We start from the raw sequence: 20,488 nt of genomic DNA on the forward strand, positions 1-20,488 counted from the left end.
TCGTGCCTCGTTGAACACCACAAATGAGATAACGTTGATGCCATAAAAAAGCCGCCTTTATTCAGGCGGCTTTGATATTAATGGAAGGTGAATATTACACCGTTATACCCTTTTTATGGACAACGTCTGCCCACGCAGTGGTAATCGCCACGCGAGATTTGCTGTCTAGGTTATCGATGAATCCATTGTCACCCGCCTGAGGGTCAAAGCCACTCATGGCTTGTACCAGCGCATCAATTGCACTCTCAGACAAGGTGGTGTACTCACGTTCACCCGTCGCGTCTTTCTCACCCATTGCGATGATCACCTGCGCTCGATTACCGTTAAAGTAATCACTGAACGTCACCGAACCAATATGCTCAAACTTCGCTTGGTCACTGTCGCTTGCCGGGTCACGAAGAATAGACAACTTCAGGTCATATCCGCTGCGTTCGAACCACAGTTTCTGCCAATCGATGCCATTGAAGACAATGTTATCTTCGCTGCGAATGTCTTCAACAAGGTTGTCGATAACATCACCGCTCACCACAAAGCTGTCCACATCCGTGCCACCTTTGAACGTGTTTTGATAACCACCCAACACCATCAGATCGTGCCCTTCGCCACCGTTGAATTGACTGAACTTAGAGATGGCCGCTGCGATGAGATGGTCTTCGCCCTCACCGCCATTCAACACGGCGTGATAGCCCATTAGCTTCACAACATCGTTGCCAGCGCTTGCATTGATGCGGTTGTAGTTACCGAAGACATTAGCAAAGTCATTGCCAGCGCCTAGCTCTACTTGGTTGTTGTTGCCAATCGTAACGGAGTAGTCTTGATCGTCACCCGTATCCACACGGTTGAAGTTGCCAGACGTCACCACGTAGTCACGGCCTGAACCGGTGTCAATTTCACCGCCCTCACCAAAGACAAACGACTGGTCATCACCGGCACCAAGGAAGACATGGTTAATGCGTCCTGCAACCACTGCTGTGTCGTTGCCATCACCGCCAAACATCATGTTTTCACGTCCCATCAGAACGCCCATGTCGTTGCCTTCGCCGCCCGTGAAGATGTTTGACGTGCCTGTTGCGTAGAACACATCATCGCCTCGTCCGCCCCAGAAGTTGTTGTTGTCTCCTAGATACGCTCCGAGATCTTTACCATCACCACCCCAGTTGAAGTTGTAGTTTCCTAGGGAGATGTTGATATCACCATCACCTTGGAGATGACCACTGTTACGAAGGAAATCAAACGTTTTCTCTTTCATATTCAGCAGATCAGCGGTGAGATTCTCTTTGAGATTTTCCACCAGCGATTTCATCTCTTTCTGCTTGTCTTGACTAAAGATAGTGGCGAACAAGTTCGGCAGGTTAAGCGAGTTAAAGCCAAAGGCACGATCTGGTGTTTCTGCTGTTTCAGTGCTGCCATCAGCCACCGTCGCGCCTTGTGCACTGTTTACGTTCGCACCATTAACAGAAACCGAAGAGTTGTCCTCTTCCTCTTCTGGCGCCTTCTCTTTCAGTCCATGAGTTTCAGCAAAAGACTTAATGCCATCCGCCCCCATGTTGATACCCGACTTCAAGCTATCCAGTAACTTAGCTGGGTCGACAAAGGCTTGCAGTTGATCACCACTGAACTCACCAATGACCTCCAACATCTCTTTGAGAATCGCCACGCCGTCAACGGCTTCACCATTACGCGAAACAATGTGACCTGACGCGGTGTAATCCACACCAAAAATATCCGCTAGCGTGGTCTCGGCTCCTACACCCGCTAACTGCCCAAGTAGCTTGTTCTTAAGCTGACGAGGCAAATCTTCTGGCGTGTAGGTGAAGGTTGTCTTGGCCTGACCCGTAGCAGAGAACTGCTGTGTCATGAGGCCAAACAGTGAGCCTAGGTTGGTATCCAAAATAGACTGGATGTTGTCACCAAACATGAAGTTCCAGTTACCTGTCGTCACTTGGATATCCGCACCTTGACCACCCACGGCAAAGTTAAACGCAAGCTTTTCATTGGCTTGACGAAGCTTATCTGCGCGGCTGAGCTTGCTGGTGTCAGAATCGCTATTGCCACTTAACCATTGATTGTACTGCTTGTTCAGAGCCGCTTCTGCATCGTGCTTCAAGCCACGGCTGCTTCGCTCGTTCTGCGAGTCTAGTTCAACCAAACTGGTGTAATCAACGCTGCTGCTCTGATCCAAACCAGACATATCTTTGACAAACTTCTTGGCGCCAGACAATGTCCATTGCTGCTCTTGAGCCGCTAGCCAATCTTGGCCCTCACCCGAGGTGGCAATGCTTTGCAGTACGCCCGAAATACGAGCGGCACCATCGAACGGATTAACCAATGGCGGAGTCGGAATCGACTTGTCCATCATCACAATCAGATCATTACTTCGACCTAAGTTGAAGCTCACATTACGATTACCGATGAACATTTGCGCACCTTCCAGTGCCTGATAACCACCAATATCGAAGCTGTGCTTGCTCTCACCATTGCCGATGTGAACCATGACGTTATTGTCACCAAAGGCCAGCGACTTAAAGCCACCCGTGCCGACTTTAATGCCCACATTCGATGTGCCCCAGTTCACTGCCGTAAACTCACCATCACCTACATTGACTTGAATGTTACCTGAGTAGCTGAGTTTATTGTTTGCAGAAGAAGATGAGGTTTCTGTCTCCGCTTTGCGTTTTTCTGGCGCATCAAACACATCATTGTTGCCACCGATTGCACCACGAGCTGGCTCGTCAACGTCGCTGACACCAATACGAGAGAGATCGATGTCGCCTTCCGCAATACCATTGCGAATACGTTCATCCTTGGCAACAACTTCACCTTGCTCGTCCCAGCTTAGCGAAACTTTGTTGTTTTCTGCTTTTTGGACCCAATCGCCATTCGCGTCCTTGGTATGTTTACGCCCTGCCTCGTCTACCGCCAGTTCAGAACTGCGTACAGAGACATCGACACGAAGACCATTCGCATCCATCGCGTTAATAAACTGATGACCAAAGCCTTTTTGCTTGTCGTCACTCACCAAAGAACAACCAACAATACTGATATGATCAGGCTTATTGTTGATGTTTTCCGCTTGATTAAACGACTGTTGGAACTTGGCCAATTTCACGGCCAGCTCATCGGCACTGTAGCCACTTAAACGCGTGTTGTTACTTTCTGAGTCATCTCGACCATGACCTACTAACTGCCAACGTAGCTTTCCATCCAGCTTTGACGGATCCCCATACACCACGCGATAGTTGCCGTCTGAATCGATCTGCACCACCACACTGCTTTCTGGGTGCTTACCCGCAAGGTTCGCAGCGGCTTTTGCAACGACATCATCGTTCTCCATTTGCACGATGATTTGACCATCAAAACGGCTTTCACCGCCGTCCGCGGTCGGAGTCACAACAACACGTTCCCAGTCATTCACATTTTGGTTGTGAAGAGCGGTATTTGCGCCACTCAAACTGCCCTTGAACGTGATCTTCGGTTTGTTAGCAACATCATCGTAGACAACACGTAGACTTACATCGTCTTGTTCAACTGTGAACTGGTTCGAGTCACTGACTTTAAGCGCAGGAAGATCGAGACGGTGCGTGATACCAGGAACGAACCCTTCAATCCCTTTGTGAGACTGCAAATGCGCTTTACCGTAGATAGCAACGAACTTTTCGCCATCAGGCAGATTTTGTAATACTTCCACCGCAATGTTGTTCGCAGCACCAGCACGGTACATCAGACCATGTTCTGTTCCCTGAACATTTGGACGCGCAGAGCTGTTTGCATCCAGCGCGACGATGCGCATACCGTTAGCACGTGCGTTTTCAAAAAGAGTGACATCGAGATGCTTTGTTTTCAGCATTGCGCTTAGTTCACTCGACATCACACCCGTAGCTAGGTAGCGATCAATCAGCGGTTGCGCAAGGTCTGAGCGTAAATGCTCAAGGCCAATGACTGTGACTCCCTGTTTTTTCAGTGCATCCATCTGTTCATTAACAAAGCGTAGGCCGTTGACGTCGCTGCCATGCACTTCACCAATCAAGAGGCCTTTACGATCATCCAGAAGAACCGCAAGCTGCTCGTCAACGCCCGTTGCACTAGCAAGCTTATTCGTCAGCTCATCATAGCCTGTACCAGAGTAACGACGATCCCAAGCGTCAATATCCGTCTCATGGCTACTGCGGTAGATACCTTCAATTTGATCCATTCGGTCGGAATCAAGTTGAGATAAGTAGCTTTGATCTGCAAATTTCTTCAGCAGTATCATTTCAGCTGAATCACCAGAAATCGGATCCGCTTTCTTCGCCGCTTCTTTCAGGAAGTAGAACGCCATTTGCACCGATTCAGCACCCGTCAAATCCTGAAGTTCTTGATAGCTATAGCCAAGATGAACCGTTTTAGTGGATTCATCCAACGTCGCTTTACTCAACAACCCGTTCGACTGGGACGTTTCTAACCACTGTTTGAAATCAGCGTAATGCTCACCTAGATCTACGTGGTACTTCGCATCAAAACCAAGGTCACTTGGCGTTTCGCCTTTGTAACCATGCTTCGGTGCCAAGTATGGGTCTTCATTGGCCCAACGAACCATCATGTCCGTCAAACCTACGTGTTTACCGTTGGCTTCTTCAATCGCGACCATAAAGATACGAGCGGCAAGCTCCGGTCTTGTTTGTGCGATTGCATCAATACCCGCTTGGGCAACTTGCATCTTACCGATAAACAACGCACTGGTGACCTGCTCTTTCAACTGCGTTAGCGCTTGATTACGCCCCGAAGTTGGATGTTCAGCGATGTAGTCATTAATCTTCTTATTAAGCTCAAAGCTCGCTGCGATTTGATCGCGGCCTTTAGCCTGATGCACAAGGTCGAGTTGATCGAGAATACCTTGGTAGGATGCGCCAATCGGTTTAGCAAAAACTTTTGCTCTTTCTTTCAGCTCTTGCACCGTAAAGATTTGCGCTAAATCGACCACGACCTTGGTTTTATCACCCAATGCTTCGAGATCGCTCGCGACTCCACCCGTAGGCTTTTTAATCGGTGTAGCGTCAAACACAGGTAGATCTAGGATCCCCTGCATGGTGGTCTTGTCACCGAAGGTCGGCTTGTAGCTTGCTAATGTATTGCCATCCATTACCACCACGCGGTTGAAGATTGCTTCACCTGCGTCGTTTTTACCCAGCTTATAGCTTTGAGCCATGTTCAGATCGGACTTGCCGAAGAAACGCGTTAGGTAGTCGCCAAACTTCTCTGCTGACGAAAACTCAACGATGCCAGCATTTGGATCGTAGAAGCCGTAAACACGATCGTCGCCTGAGCCTTTTGCCCAAGCTGCCATCGCATGCCCCGGAGCATCAAGTTCCAACAGCACAGGTTTACCGTTAGCCGATGCATCAGTGATTTTCTCAACCACACCGTTTACGGTCAGCGCTTGCTTCCCTTCCAGCTTTTCCTGCCACACTTTCATCGACGTATCATGCATTGGGTTCTTCGCATGAATGGCCGCCAAGCTGCTGAGCAACTTGCTTGCATTGGCTTTTTCACTGTCTGAGTAAAGGGTTGGATTGCTCAGCACCGCTGCCGCAGAGTACATCTTTTCTAGCAGTTGTCTTGCCACGCCAACTTGACCATCGTTTTCAAGCTGTTTCGCAACCAAAACGAGTTTAGAAAGTGGATCACAACGCCCACCAAAACCGTCATTCGATAGGTTCAGCAGCATTAACTGTGGCGCAAGCTGTTCAGTCGCTTTCGCATCCACCACGCCAGCAGAAGCAATCTCACGGAACAATCGGTTGTACTTCTCAGACTTGTTCTGGAACGTCACTTTCAGTGCACGACTTTCGATTTCCCAAGCAAGCGCACCTTTTTGCTCTGCACTCCAGTTACCTTTAACAAACAGATCCACCAGTTGCTTGATACTCATATCTGAGCGGAAGCCGTCAACGATCTCTTTCGCATGGTCATTTTTGTAACCATTTAGGAAATCTTTAGTGGTGCGAATGTCTTTCGATTTACCCGGCACGCTCGTATCTGGTTTCAGCGCGTCGCCATAGCGTTTAAAGTCTTTCTCTAGTCCTTTCAGCACTTCGCCCGCTTCTACCGCTGCTTGCTCTGCATTGAACAGACCGGAGACAATTTGATCCACGTACTGCCCCATCAAGCGGTTGCTCGCTTCGTGGCCATAGAAGGTTTGTTCACCCGTGACGTTGTAGCCAGCAATCGCGAGTTTAGCTCGTAGCTTCTCGCCTTCTTCGCCTAAGCCTTCGTTGTCCGTTAGCAGCAGAATCGGCGTCTCTTTTGGCAAGCCTTTTAGGTTCTTCTCCACTGAGAACTGGCCGTTAACCGCTTTCGCGATAGCCCCCACAATGCCCGCAGGATTCGCCACTTCATGAGCGGTGATCGCTTTGGTCATGCTTGGCATAGGACGGTCAAGCAATAAGCCAGACACCGCTTGGCCGTTTTGCGCGGCATAACGTGCTAAATCTGCGGCAATTGGACCACCCATTGAGTAGCCGTGAATGATGATATTGCTTGGGTCAATACCCTTGTCGTTCACTAGGTAGTTGAACATGGTGCGAGCGTCTTGGTACAAGCCTTTTTCGCTTGGTCCGCCGTCGCTTTCACCATAGCCACGCAGGTTGACTGCGAGCATGTCGATACCTTGTTTTTGGTAGTGGTTGCGAATCTCGCTCGCTTGCTCTTCAGCAGAAGAACCAGAACCGTGCAAGAACAACACGACTTTGCCGCTGGTCGCGCTTGTTTCACCTTCGCTTGAAACCGCTCCCTGATGGTAATACCCCGTTAGACGACCCGCTTCCCCTTTGAGGGTAACTTTCTGCGATTCTCCATTTTCTACCGCATGGTCAAGTAAGGTTTGCGTGATTTCGCCAATCTTACGACGTGCGTCTTTCTCACCATATAACTCATTGTTGAGGAATCGAGTCAGTGGGCTAAGAGATTCTTTATCGCGCGGTGGCGTGCCATCATTTTCAATCGCCACGTTTTCTTTGTGCTTCTCATTACCTGACAAGGCATCAAGGACATCAGTGACTTGATGACTTTGCTTCTTCGCGGCAATTTCAAGCTGAGCTTCCTGCAGCGCCTGACCAAAGTTGAAAAGCTCTGTCGGCGTCCAAACACCAAACTTAGGTCGCCATGTGTGGCCGATAAGTTTGTCAGCGCCACCCGCTTTCAAAACTTTTGCGACGGTACTTGAGCAGTTTTTGGTCAATAACTGATATCGAGCATCCGGATCGTTGCTTAGACGGTTCCATTCAGCTTGCATCGCCGCCACATCCAACCCTTCTAGGTTAATGCGGAACACTCGGCCTTCATCTGCTTGGCTGGCCTTAAAGGCTTCGATTTCTTCCAGCGCTCTTTCAGCAAACAGGCGAACCACGTTGTCGATGCGTTTTTCCACTAGGGCGGGATCACCACTTGCCTGAGCTTGTTTCTGTAGCTCTTCAGCAAAACGGTTTGCTACGTCCATCATGTCGTAGCTGGTGTCATTCCATTGGTCGACGAATGGCTGGAATACATGCGCAGGAATGCCTGTCGATGCAAGCATATCTGGATTGCCCAGTAGCACACTCGCATAGCCTTCAGAAGCATCTTTGTATGAAGCATCAATACCTTTCGCGGCGTTGAGTTTTTCGATAAAGCGTTTCAGCTTAGTTTCACCATCTTTCAAACCAAAGCCGTCGTTTTCTTCCGATGCCATATCGTGCTCAAGTGTGTCATTTTGATGAGCAGGTTGGCTGAAATCGCTCCAACGTAGTTTAAGATCCGGCTGATCTTCTGTTGCAACGTTGAAGATATTGCGGATATTGGATGACTTGCTACCGAGTGGCCACCAACTCACGTAATTCTGCTTATTGAAGTCTGCTGCGGCTTGACCTTCAAGCTGCGTGCGACCTTGGCCAATTTGCAATGCGGCATGACCTAGTGCGCTGTGATCACTCGGCTTCCAGATGTACATGGTCGCGCTCACTGGCGACATGTGCTGTTCAATCGCTTGGTGTACTTTGTTTAAACCAGCAATATCAATGCCTTTACCATCTTTTGCCAGATCGTTTGCAGAAAGCCCTGCGAAGATCGTATCGGCAACGACTTGACCATACTCATGAGTTACGGCTGCTTTTACTTTTTCAAGTACAGCATCGCTACCACCTAGCTGATCGATAGTGGCTAGGTTGCCTTTGCCCTTAGTGACGAAATCGCCGTTTCCATCCAGATACAGATGTTTACTTTCTTTTAAGTTGGCATTATCAAGCTGGTCATATAGGCGGCTAAAGCTATCGTGCGCTTTGATGCTTTGCTCAGAGACCGCAAGAACAGAGACTTCTTCCAGACGAGAATTCACCTGATTTAACAGTGAGTTCATTGCTTCCACACGGCCAGAATCCGGATGCCCGAGTACATAACCTTCAATCTGTTTACGCAGGTTGAGCAGTTTTTCCACAGATTCTAGTTCGTAATCTGCGTGTTCAACCGTACTCGCATGATACTCCGTCAGGGCGTCGATCACTTGTTGGTAACTATCACCGCGAACTTTACCGTTCACATGAGCAGCATCGAGTAGCTCAGTGACAGACATCAGTTCAACATTGGTGTTGTACGTCCAAGCACCGTCTTCTTTTTGCACTATAATTCGCGTGCGGCCATCGTGATGCGAGAGCACCTTGTTATCCACTAAGAAAAGTTCATCTGGCATCTGCTCGAAGTTGTCGAAGTTTGCCAAGATAAAGCGCTCAATGGATTTTTGTTGAGCTGCATCTTCTGGGTTATCAAGCAGAATAGTCTTGCTCTTTCCATCGATTCCCGGCCATGAGCGAACTTCAAATCCTTCTTCGCCTTCTTGCACTAAGAGGTTGCGCTCAGTACGAAGTGAATAGAATGGTAGAGATTCACGCAACATGCTATCGATCGCACTTAGCTTCACATCCAACTCAACCAGCGTATCGGCTTTGTAACCATCTGGATTGTCGGCCAAAAGCTCAGCTTGTCTCTCGTGACTCAACGCATCAAAGCGTACTTTAACGGCAACACCTGCATCGGTAAGTCGGCGTCCAATCTGGTCTGCTGGTAGATCTTTGTACTCGGATACTGGCTTATCAAGCAGTCGAATTTCACCGACTAACCCTTCACGCTGCAATTGGCGTAATGCAGGTAGCTCAACATTCCAGAAATAGTTGCCAAGACGCACACCACCTTCTGCGATGACATACACATCATTTTGTGCCCCCGTCGCATAGACCGAACTCCAAAAACCTGTATTGCTGAACGTTGCTGCATCAATTGACGATTTCAATTGATTTTGCTCGGCGTTATCTGGGTCAAGGAACAGGCCACCCCAACGCATTAAATGCTTATTCAGGTCGATTGCAAATGCGTTGCCTTTAACATCGATGTCGTACACGACCTTTTTGCCATCAGTCTGGGCATTGTCGAGAACGTCTCGGTATTGCTTGAAGTTTTTACCAGACCAGAAGGAAACAATGCTTTTCTCTGCGTGTGGCGCTTCAAAACTATAACCATAGCTCTCAAGCTTAGTGAGAAACTCAACGCGTTTGTCCCAGTCATAATCGAGCGTCGCTTCAACAAACAAAGTGGCTAATGCTTCCGCTTGATCTTTCGGTACTTGATTGTCGGTGTGTTCGATGTAACCGCTCATAGATTGAATCATGCGCTGCTTGACTTCATCAGAGACATCAGCATCGACGCGTTCAAAGCCAGGGACAGGTACATACTTGTCCGTCGCCACGTCATTATCAGTGTCTAGCCAGCGATAGAGATTCGCCACTTTTTCCGCGCGAGCAGCCACAAGCGATTCAGCAGAGTCATGCGAAGTTTCACCAAGCCCCTCTAAGTTCACCCCAGAAATGCGGATCTCTTTTCGGACCAAATCCTGAGACGCAGTGGTTGGCACCACAATGCTGTCGGAGTTTGTTTCGGTGAACATTGAGGTGATGGTGCTACCGCTGTTCTTTCCGCGAATACCTGCGTTAATTTGCAGACGGTTCACTGCGTTTGTCGCACCTTCCAGCGCTTCTTGCTCTTGTTCGCTTAGACCTTCACTGAATCGACCATCGGCGTTTGTTTGGCTGTCAGTGGTGACATGACTGCCCGTTTCGCCAGCACCTTCCACGCTATGAGCGTTACCTGAAAGACCGCTGCCAGCCACGCCTTCACGGTCAGGGCGATCGCCTTCGTTTTGCTTGGTCCCTTTGGCATCATTCTGCGCTTGGTTGGCTTTGTTTTCGGCATTCATCGTATCGCGATCACCACGCGATTGCGCGTCGTTTGCGGCGCTGTGTGCGTCAGATTCGGCCTGTTTCGCATCGTTACTTTTCGCCACAGCATCGGCTTTGCGTGTTTCTGCATCGGCTTTAGCTTCGGCAATGTCTTGCTCTGCACCTGCGCGATTTTGCTCACCTTTTGCCACACCCGCTTCAGATTTCGCAACGGATTCTTTGACTTTGCTGTTATTGTCAGACTGCGCCTGCTTCGCTGCAGCAATCTTGTCATTCGCGAGTTGCTTGGCATCGTCGAGCTGGCTTTGAACGCCATCGAGCAGACCACCGGCAAAATCATTGCGCCATTGGTCGCCGGACTCGCCACTATGCGTTGCTTGGCCATCAAGCACATCGAGACCTTGCGCCAGTTTTGTCAACTCGGCGGTCACGGCTTCCGACTCTTCTTTCACCGCATCACGTTGAGCTTGACCGTTATTTCCTAGCGCTTGTTGGTCGGTCGACTCCAACTGACTTTGTGACCCTGCGACAGCATCAAGCTGTTTCTGCTTTTCTTGTTCAAGACGTTGGCGATCCGCTTCTGCGCGCTCTTTATCTGATAGGGCATTCTGCGACGCTTGATTTTGTGTCGCGTGCTCACTCACTGCGTTGGCTTGTTGCGACGATTCCGATTTCGCCACGACATTATCTAGGATATAGCCCAGTCCATCATTGTGGCCTGTGCCTTTGAATTCGATTCGGTTACTGCCGGCATGCGCGGTCAGTTTTAAGGTTTTTTGCTGCCAAGCAGAGGCATCACCAGACGATGAGAAAACGACTTCGCCATTCCAAAGAACTTCAATGCCTTCGTTATTCGATAGACCTGCACGTTTCGCAAAATCAAAGCTCACAGCAATGACTTCACCTTCCGTAAGATCGGTCAGATCTTGATAGAGACTGGTGTTGGTGTAGGTATCCAGTTCCGTCACACGTGCGCCGTGGCCTTCACCGTTCACGCCATAGACATTGCCCGAATAGGAAGCTTCAACACCGTGTGTCGATTTCCAACCACGATCACCTTGCTCAAAATCACCATTCACAATGAGATTCGGGGCTTGAGTTTGATCAGCAGATCCGTCAACGTCGAGTGCATTTTGCATCTTGTTGAGATCTGGGGTATCTACCTTAGTAACACTGCCGGTTAGGCTATCGCCCAAGTCCGAGCCCACTTCTTCAATGGCTTCCATTTGGAAACCATCCAGCTTGGTGATTTCCGGTGTTGCAATCGCACCACGGCCTTTTTGCGTACCGGATGACGATGCTTCATCACCTTGAACCAAGTAGTTGATTGCTTGGCTACCACCGACACCAAGTAGGGTTTGCTTGATATTATCAAACAGTGCTGAGAGCTTGTTGCTGCTGGTGTTGCTTGACGCAACAGCCAAACTGTAAAAATCGCCGTTACCAACTTTGATTGCAACGTTGTTTTGTGCGTAAGAGGCATTGATGTTGAGGCCATCGCCCACGTGAATATTGGCGTTAGCTTTGCCTTTCATCACGGCAACATTCAGGCCATCACCCACTTTCGTGTTGATGTTATATTTGCCCCAAGCGACGTTGACGGATACGCCATCACCGACTTTGGTATTGATGTTGGCATCACCATAGGCGGCTGTCACACTCAAGCCATCACCAACGGTGGTAGTGATATTGGCTTTGCCTTTTGCTGCCGTCACCTGCATACCATCACCCACTTTGGTGACGATGTTGCCTTTGCTCCAAAGTGCGTTAAAGCTGTCGCCATCCCCCACTTGGGTCACGATGTTGGCTTCACCTTTTGCCAGTACCACGTTACGGCCATTACCCACTTTAGTAATGACGTTCGCTTTACCCCAAGCTCCGGTGTAGTCGTCGCCATTGCCCACATGAGTAATGATGTTGGCTTTACCTTGCACCACGGAGACTTCTTGGCCATCACCTACTTTGGTGATGATATTGGCTTCACCTTTGGCAAAGTTATAGCGATCACCGTCGCCCACTTGGGTAAACACGTTTGCTTGCCCCCAAGCAACATTGACGCCCAAACCATCACCGACTTTGGTAATGATGTTTGCCTTGCCTTTGGCAATACCAATGGTCGTGCCATCTCCGACGTGGGTCATTACGTTGCCGATATCGGAAATCAACAACCCTACCGTGGTGCCTTCACCCACTTTAGTTAGGATATTGCCTTTACCAGCCAACACAGCCGCGGTTGTTGCATCACCAACATGAGTCACAACGTTGGCTTTTGCTGCCGCCACAACACCCATGAAATCATCACCCACTTTGGTGACAATATTGGCTTCGCCCAGTGCTAACACGCCCGTTAGACCATCGCCGACATGCGTCATGATGTTGGCTTTACCGAACATCGCCGCCAAGGTTGTGCCGTTACCGACCTTGGTCATCACGTTCACTTCGCCCGCGAATATTCCTAGGCTGGTTCCATCACCGACATGGGTGTAGATGTTGGCTTTACCGACCATCAGTGCCGCGGTGAGATCATTGCCCACTTTGGTCATGATGTTGGCTTGGCCGATCATTGCAGCAAACGTGCTGCCACTGCCTACGTGAGTGAAGATATTGGCGTTACCAACCATTGCAGCGAGTGTGGTTCCATTACCCACTTTTGTCGCAACGTTGCCTTTGGCTAACATCAGTGCGACCGACATACCATCACCAATGTGAGTGAAGACGTTGGCTTCTGCCACCATTAACGCGAGAGCATCACCGTTGCCGACTTTGGTAAAGACGTTACCCAAACCGCCCATCAGCGCCCAAGCATTCCCTTCGCCCACATGGGTAAAGATGTTGCCGGCACCAATCATGACCGCAATAGAGGTTCCATCACCCACTTTGGTGAAGATGTTACCCGCTGCGCCCATCACGCCAAGAGTTTGGCCATCACCAACATGCGTTAGCACGTTGCCAACACCAAGCATTATGCCGGTCGTGTCGCCGTTACCTACTTTGGTGAGAATGTTCGCACCACCGACCATTACGCCAGTTGTTGTACCATCACCCACATGCGTCAGCACGTTTGCGCCACCGCCCATCACCGCAAGGGTATTCCCTTTGCCTTTTTTGGTGAGAATGTTAGCACCGCCTAAGGCTACGGCTGTGGTATTCGAGGTTTCATTGTCGCCGCTAATGTGGGTAATCACGTTTGCGCCGCCCAACATACCTGCGGTTAGATCGCCGTCACCCACTTTGGTGAGCACGTTCGCGCCGCCAGCCAGTACCGATGCTACATCACCTTTACCCACTTGCGTCATCACGTTGAAGCCGCCCGCCGCCAACCACAAGCCGTTGCCGGAGCCAATTTGGGTATGGGTGTTGTAACCACCGAGCATAACGACACGGCTGTTGCCATTGCCTTTGTGCACGGAAATGTTGCCGTAAGCCAGCAAATGCGCAAGGTATTGACCATCGCCAATACGAACCAGTACGTTTACCGCACCGCCCGCGTAAACATCCATCTTGCCTTGCTTGCTTTGGTGTACCAACACGTTCGCCAAACCCGCGCCGCGGAAGGTGAGATCCCCTTCTTCGCCACTTTTGACAATCACGTTTGCCGCGCCACCACCGTTGAACTCGGTATGACCAAATTGCGAACTGTGGAGGATGACGTTAGCGATACCGCCACCATTAAAGTAGACATTGCCGCGAGTCACATTGGACTTGATGACGTTACCGCCACCCGCACCATTGAAGCGCACATCACCAGAGCTTTCACCGCTATCGGTCGCTGGCTTAAACAAGGTTTGATCGGTGTACTCGTCGATGTCGGCCACGGTTTCGCTGGTGCTTCTTACCGCGTTCACACTGTAATGCAGATCGCTGAGTGAGTAGCCGCCTTTGCCCATCGAGTGATATCCGTTTGCAGACGAAATATCTTCATTGGCTAGGTTTGCGGTGTGATTACCCTCTTTGTACCAAGAGCGAGCTTGATACTTAAGCGCCCCTGTTTTGGGATCATTAGCAAGTTCAACCACCACAATTTTTGTGTAAGGCCCAAGCACTTTTGCGTAAACATAAGTATTTGGTTTTCGGTTTGATTTCACCGCTTGAACATCGACTGTCGTCCCATCGGTCGAGATGGCGTGACCGCCCATTTTCGCCTCTGATAATGCCACATCTTTCGCATCAATCAGTGCGCCATTGGCGTAGGTCACCCACTCATATTCGGTCAGGTCCTTCTCGACAGCATGAACGGTTAACGATTGCTGATGCTCAACGGCAATATTAGAAAGGGTGTAACCACCATTGATTGGATTGACTTCAAAACCACCAGCAGAAGAGACATCAGAACGAGCAAGCTCCGCTAAATGATTACCGCGCTTGAACCAAGCTTCAGAGTAGTATTTGAGTTTGCCCGTTTCTGGATCGTTATAGAGACGAACTTTGTTGATTTTGGTGTAAGTACCATCTGCGATAGCAAACAGATAAGTATTTGGCTCTCGCTCTGATTTTACAGCGGTAACCGCATGGAACTTGTTGCCGTTATCAATCGATAAACCATGCATCTGCGCTGCGGTGAGAACAATGTCTTCCGCTTTCGCGTATTCCATACCTTGAGCATCAAAGCTACTACCACTGCCTTTTCGTGTAATGGTGTTATAAGCACCGCCACCGGAGAAATGGATGTCACCGTGTGCCACATCGGAGTAAAGGCTGTTGTAACCACCGACACCTTCAAAGCGAATGTTACCGCGTGTTTGTGCGTAAACATCTTCCGCTTGGCGTGTACGCTCAATGCGGTTTGATGCCCCCGCACCTTGCAAGGTAATATCGCCCACTTTGCCTTTACGGACCAAATGGTTGTCAGCACCAGCCCCACGGAAAGTAATGTTGCCGGTTTCAACACGTGAACTGATGCTGTTTGCCGCGCCAGCGCCATCAAACGTCACATCACCACGCGAGCCTTGATAACGGTTGAACCAAGTACGGTCTAGTTTATTGCCCGCTCCTGCGCCAGCAAAAGAGAGATTACCTTGGTTGGTTTCATGCCAAAGGGCATTGTAACCGCCAGCGCCTTTAAAGGTGACGTTGCCGCTCAAACCTTTGCGGGTAATGCCATTATAAGCCGCTGCACCGCCGTAACTGACATCACCATGATTACCTAAGTGGTCAATCGACACACCGCCAGCGGCACCAGCGAATGACACATTGCCATCGCCACTTTTATTAATGTCTGCATACCCAGCTGCGCCTTTTACAGAAAGGTGCCCAGTGGTGTCTTCCACTCTTAGATATGCCGAACCGCCTACGACCGTATCATTGCCGCTGCCGGTATAAACCGTTGCACCAATCGATCCGACAGTGACATGATCATCACCACCGTAGGCATGGATTTCTCCACCAAAACCGATAGCAACAATACTGTTGTTTCCATCGTCGGCGGAATAGTTCCCTGTGAAGAAGTATTCAACACTTCTCCAAAATGGTTTTCCCATAAGCCAAACTCTTCTTTAGGAGTTAAATAGAAAACCACTGTATCTTTCTGATACAGCGGTCATTTTGAGCATCCACTTTGCCGCGAACAGTGCAGACCTTCTGCCCTTTCCACGGTAAAAATACACGGCGACGAAGATCGTTAACGACCTCTCTGCCATGCCCGAATGGAGCAATCATCTCTGGAATGTAGATATGCTGGCCTGAACGCCAGTCGGATGGAGATATTTCACGCACTCCAGATAACAGCTCATCTCGGATCTGCTCAGAGACAAACGCCCAATTACAAAATGCAATTGGGCGTCCGTGCTCATCTTCGTAGTAGCAAAACTGGTTTAGCTCAAAAGCAGGCAGAATACGCTGCTGCCATTCTGCAACCACGTAGCGACGATGAAGGGGCGAATGCTGGCTGAGCAGCATGACACCACCTATCATCTGTTGCATTTGCGCTAATGTGAGATTTGCTGGTTGATGTGTAATAGACATCTGCCCTATATCAACCAATATGCTGTTATTTTTTTGCTTGGGAAGTGCGTTTTTTCGGAGCGGCTTTCTCTTCCACGAGAGTTTCCGCTGATGATTCTTCCGCCTGATTTACCGCAGCATCACCTGCTGGTAGAAAACCGGCTGCAACAAGCTTGTCAAATTCAGCTTCCATTCTTGGATCTTCTAGCATGTTCTTAATCATCGATACCATATACATAAAACCAGAGGCAGGCATATGGACAACTTGCTTAAGTTCAAGATCATTATCGCTTTCAGCCATTACGCCATTCGCCATATTTTTTTGATCCTGACCTACGAAATAAAGAGAAAAAACACCTTTATTGTAGTTAACACTAGATACTGTTTGAACAAACTTCTCAGTCATAAATTTCCCCTACTTATTTTATATAGATAAGACGAAAATTGTTCCTTTTAAAAGGAATCACTCTCCGCCTGCAAGCTCAATTAAAAGGCAAAATATAAGAATTCAGCCATAAATAATTATTGTAATGTTTATTTTGTGTCGAAATATTACATCGTAAAACAGTGGTCATCAATAGACTTAAATCGATTATATTAGAGCAATTATTCTATTTTTATCGACCATTATTCACTCAATTCCATATTCATGTAACAATCACCTTGATTACCTATTAACGTGATATGCATCATTCATTTGAATCAAATTTGTGCAATAAACACACAACAAAGACCAATAAACGAGCAAAACAGTCCGCAATTGATGATTGATCGTGTTAACAAGCGGTGATAGGATTCCGCCCCTTCAAAAACGCTGCAATAAACATCGGCTAAGTAATTTAATTATGTCCAACAATGAAGGGTTGACGCTGATATGTATTCACTTTTATTTAAGTATCATCAGCGGTAATAGAGAACAATTTAAAGAAAATGCTAATTTAACAAAAACTAATAATTACAAAGATGAACTCGAAAAAATACAAAAAGCAAACAAAGTAAGAATAACCACAAAACATTCACAATTTAAAAACATAGAGAAAATAAAAACACCCGCCATTTTATTTGATTCACAAGGTGCACCATTTATTCTAGCAAAGGCTAATAAAGATAAATGTTTAATACAAAGACCTAATAAAGAAAGTCCGGAAGTGGTCTCTTATCACGAACTTAACTCGACTTGGAACAAAAAGTTCCTAGAAATAAAACAAGCACAAGCTCGCTTTGACATCACTTGGTTCATTCCCGAATTTCTTCAGCATAAACGAGTCTTGGGTGAGATTCTGTTGTTCTCTTTTGTTCTGCAGATCCTCGCACTTATTTCGCCCCTTTTTTTCCAAGTGGTAATGGATAAAGTGCTGGTTCACCAAGCTTGGTCAACACTGGATGTGCTGGTGTTTGGCCTCGTGGTTACCGGGGTGATCGAAGTGGTCCTTCGTGGTCTACGTGAATATCAGTATGCCCACACGGCCAATCGCATTGACATACAACTCGGACTAAAACTGGTTAAGCATCTGTTTGGTCTACCGTTAATGTTTTTTAAGTCCCGCCAAGTCGGGGCGATTGTCACACGTGTACGAGAACTCGACACCGTGCGCGAGTTTTTGACTGGCTCCATGTTTACTCTAACGGTCGAACTGCTGTTTATGTTCGTCTTCCTGTATGTAATGAGTTTACTTTCCGGCCCGCTCACTTGGCTTTTCATCGCCACAATACCGTGTTACGCCCTTCTTGCTTGGTGGTTAACACCAAGAATGCAGGCAGCGATTGAAAAGCAGTTTTCACATGCTGCGGCAAACACATCCTTTCTTACCGAAACAGTAGCAGGCAGTGAAACACTGAAAAGTTTGGCGGTTGAGCCGCGCTTTATTCGTCGCTGGGATGAACAAACCGAAAAAATGGTCTCAACCGGTTACGATGTTCAACAGCTCAATAATCGCTCAAACCACCTAGTTCAATTGCTGCAAAAAATCACCAGTGTGGCGATCTTGTGGCTTGGGGCAACGGAAGTACTCTCTCTTGAAATGACCATCGGTCAATTGATCGCTTTCAATATGATGACCAATCACATCGCCCAACCGCTAGCGCGTATGGTCGAATTGTGGGGGCAATTTATTCAAACCCGCGTCGCCGTCGAAAAACTCGGGGATATGCTCAACCTGCCAGTAGAACAACACACAGGAAGTGACATTGTCACACTTCATGGGGCCGTCTCGTTTAAAAATATCCTCTTTCGTTACCAACCGGACATTCCCCCCACCATCAACGACTTGTCATTGGACATACGAGCGGGTGAAACATTGGGCGTTGTCGGCACGTCAGGTTCAGGAAAAAGCACCTTAGCTCGCTTACTGTTGCGACTTTATAGTCCAGAACAAGGCAGCATCACGATTGATGGCATTCCACTCAATCACATCCACATTCAGCAGTTGAGACAACAAGTGGGGGTGGTACTACAAGAAAACTTCTTATTTAACAAAAGTGTGAGTGAGAACATCGCCCAGTCGAAGCCCGATGCCAGCTTAGAAGAAATTATTGAAGCGGCGAAACTCTCAGGCGCGCACGAATTCATCCTCAAGTTACCCATGGGTTACGACACCATTTTAGCGGAAGGCGGACAATCTCTCTCTGGCGGCCAAAGGCAGCGACTCGCGATTGCACGAACACTGCTGTCGGATCCAAAAGTATTGATTTTGGATGAAGCCACCAGCGCCCTAGACGATGAATCTCAGGCGTTAATTCAATCCAACATGGCCAACATCGCCCGAGGCCGCACCGTGATCACTATCGCTCATCGCTTGTCTACCGTGCGCGATTGCGATCGCATCATTGTGCTTCATCAAGGCGCGATTGTTGAGCAAGGCTCGCATCAGCAGTTACTCACCCACGGCAAACAATACAAACAGTTATGGCAGCTTCAGCAAGAGCTCAAACAAGAGGAAACCACCGCATGATCAGCATCATTAAGCGTTTCTTGGGCATAGGGCAACCTCGCCAAAGTGCCGAACACCACTATGAATTTCTGCCTGCGCATCTTGCTTTGGCTCAAAAACCGCCATCGCCCTTTGCACGGCTAACCGCGATAACACTGAGTATTGGCGTACTGGCTGCGCTGCTTTGGGCGTATTGGGGGAAACTGGATGTACAAGCCACCGCCACGGGCCGCCTTGTGGTCTCTGGCCGCTCACAAGTTATCCAATCTTATGAGCAAAGCCGCGTAATGAGCATCCATGTGAGGGATGGCCAGCGGGTGGAAAAAGGTGCGCCCTTGTTGACCTTGGATACGCTCGGGGTGAATCAAGACATCACACGTTTGATCACTCAATCCGAGTTTCAAACCAATGAACTCATTCGTTACCGCACTTTACTCAACGACCAACCTTTGGTTCAAGACCCAATGTTCACCGCCTTGCCAACAGAGCAACAGGCGCTGATCAATGAAAACTATCTCAGTGAGAAACGAGAATTTGACGCCACGTTAGCGAGCATCAGCGCAGAAATGAAGGTCAATCGCACCTCTCAAGCCGCTCGTCAAAGCGACATCAACGCTCTAATTCAGCTCACCGAGAACATCAGCCAACGTCTTGCTGCCCGTAAAACGCTCAATCAGGTTAAAGTCATTGGTCACGTCGAGTATCTAGAGCAAGAGAAAGAGTTGCTAGAAGTACAGCGCCAAGTCGCTCAGCAACGAGCAGAGCTACAAGTGCTGAAATCGCAATATCAAAGCCTCGAAGAGCGTCAAACGGGTTTCAAAGCGCAAAAGCATCGAGAGTGGCTGGAAAAGCGCCGCCAAGCAAAATTGCAGTTGGCCGCGTTGAATCAAGAGCTCTCTAAAGTGCGTGAGCGCGAACAGTTGGAAATCATTCGCTCTCCTGTCGATGGCACTGTGCAGCAACTTAGCGTCTATACCCTAGGCGCAGTGCTGCAACCTGCGCAAAATTTAATGATCATCGTACCGGAAAACAGCGTGCAGCTGGCGGAAGTTCAGATCCTCAATAAAGACGTTGGCTTTGTCTATCCGGGCCAGTCGGTCACGGTCAAAGTGGATGCGTTTCCCTACACACGATACGGAACAATCGACGCTGAGCTGCTGAGTATCTCACGCGATTCCACCACCGACGAACAGCTTGGGCTGGTCTTTCCTGCTCAAGTACAACTGAACAAAAACAATATCGTCATCGATGGTCAAACGGTTGAGCTGACTCCTGGCATGTCAGTAGTCGCTGAAATTAAGACCGATAAGCGACGCGTTATCGACTACCTACTCAGTCCAATTCGCGAGTACCAAGCTGAAGCGTTGAGGGAGAGATAGA

General features: G+C 48.7%; 5 protein-coding genes. 2 read left to right on the forward strand and 3 right to left on the reverse strand.

Annotation, left to right across the window (positions count from 1 at the left end; genetic code table 11):
- Positions 1-94 precede the first annotated feature (94 nt).
- Genes rtxA through rtxH form a run of 3 tightly spaced genes read right to left on the reverse strand, consistent with a single transcriptional unit; the run spans position 95 to position 16,584 of the window.
- A complete protein-coding gene (gene rtxA, locus VV1_RS17390; protein WP_011081430.1) occupies positions 95-15,715 on the reverse strand; it encodes an MARTX multifunctional-autoprocessing repeats-in-toxin holotoxin RtxA in 15,621 nt (5,206 codons plus the stop codon).
- A 22-nt stretch (positions 15,716-15,737) separates the two neighbouring features.
- Complete coding sequence (gene rtxC, locus VV1_RS17395; RefSeq protein WP_011081431.1) at positions 15,738-16,199, reverse strand: RTX toxin-activating lysine-acyltransferase RtxC; 462 nt, start codon at positions 16,197-16,199, stop codon at positions 15,738-15,740.
- Between the two features lie 25 nt (positions 16,200-16,224).
- On the reverse strand, positions 16,225-16,584 hold the full coding sequence (gene rtxH, locus VV1_RS17400; protein WP_011081432.1) for a protein RtxH: 360 nt from the start codon (positions 16,582-16,584) through the stop codon (positions 16,225-16,227).
- A 439-nt stretch (positions 16,585-17,023) separates the two neighbouring features.
- Between rtxH and rtxB the strand changes: the two genes are divergently transcribed.
- On the forward strand, positions 17,024-19,129 hold the full coding sequence (rtxB, locus tag VV1_RS17405) for an RTX toxin T1SS ABC transporter subunit RtxB (protein WP_086016961.1): 2,106 nt from the start codon (positions 17,024-17,026) through the stop codon (positions 19,127-19,129).
- Positions 19,126-20,487 carry an HlyD family type I secretion periplasmic adaptor subunit gene (locus VV1_RS17410; RefSeq protein ID WP_043921137.1) on the forward strand — a complete coding sequence of 454 codons (1,362 nt, stop codon included), beginning with the start codon at positions 19,126-19,128 and terminating at the stop codon, positions 20,485-20,487. The genes rtxB and VV1_RS17410 overlap by 4 nt, the downstream gene beginning before the upstream one ends.
- Position 20,488 lies beyond the last annotated feature (1 nt).

The organism is Vibrio vulnificus CMCP6, from assembly GCF_000039765.1.
GTDB lineage: Bacteria > Pseudomonadota > Gammaproteobacteria > Enterobacterales > Vibrionaceae > Vibrio > Vibrio vulnificus_B.